General features: G+C 65.7%; 1 protein-coding gene. It reads right to left on the reverse strand.

Annotated features, from left to right (window positions below; all coding sequences use genetic code 11):
• Positions 1-152 precede the first annotated feature (152 nt).
• Positions 153-455, reverse strand: a complete 303-nt coding sequence (locus tag JK363_RS41625; RefSeq protein WP_201883514.1) for a ferredoxin — start codon at positions 453-455, stop codon at positions 153-155.
• Positions 456-495: the final 40 nt, after the last annotated feature.

Here is a 495-nt window from a genome sequence, read left to right on the forward strand (position 1 = left end):
CGCATCCGCAGCCGCACCCAGCGCATGCAACGGCGCGAACCGGTACAACTCAAGCGCCTCTTCCGGGGTGATACGCCCCCCACCAGCCGCGCGGTCGAGCGCCGCCTTCGCGCCGGGGTGTTCCTTCTCGAACGTCGTCATGGTCAGAGTCATCACGCCAGTGCTCCTGCGTCGGGCCCGTACAGCTCCACCTGGTCGTTCGTGCGACGCACATGGATGCAGTCACCGGGGCAGTCGTTCGTTGCGGCCACCACGTCCCTCACCAGAGGAAGCGGAACAGTCACCGTGGCGGCGGGCTCTTGGCACAGCTCGTCGTTCTCGTCCTTGACGTAGGCCAGTCCGTCGATGTCCAACTCGAAGACTTCCGGGGCGTACTGGGCACAGATGCCGTCCCCGGTGCACAGGTCCTGATCGATCCAGACTTCGAGTTCATCGTCGGGCGTGTTCGTGTCCATGGCTGCTGCCTGCCGATCGTCGTGGGGTGGGAGAGGCCGA

This window comes from Streptomyces coffeae, from assembly GCF_016741875.1.
GTDB classification, from domain to species: Bacteria; Actinomycetota; Actinomycetes; order Streptomycetales; family Streptomycetaceae; genus Streptomyces; species Streptomyces coffeae.

Coding starts and splice junctions, on each gene's coding strand:
- JK363_RS41625 (WP_201883514.1), bottom strand. CDS start 455: ATGGACACGAACACGCCCGACGATGAACTCGAAGTCTGGATCGATCAG.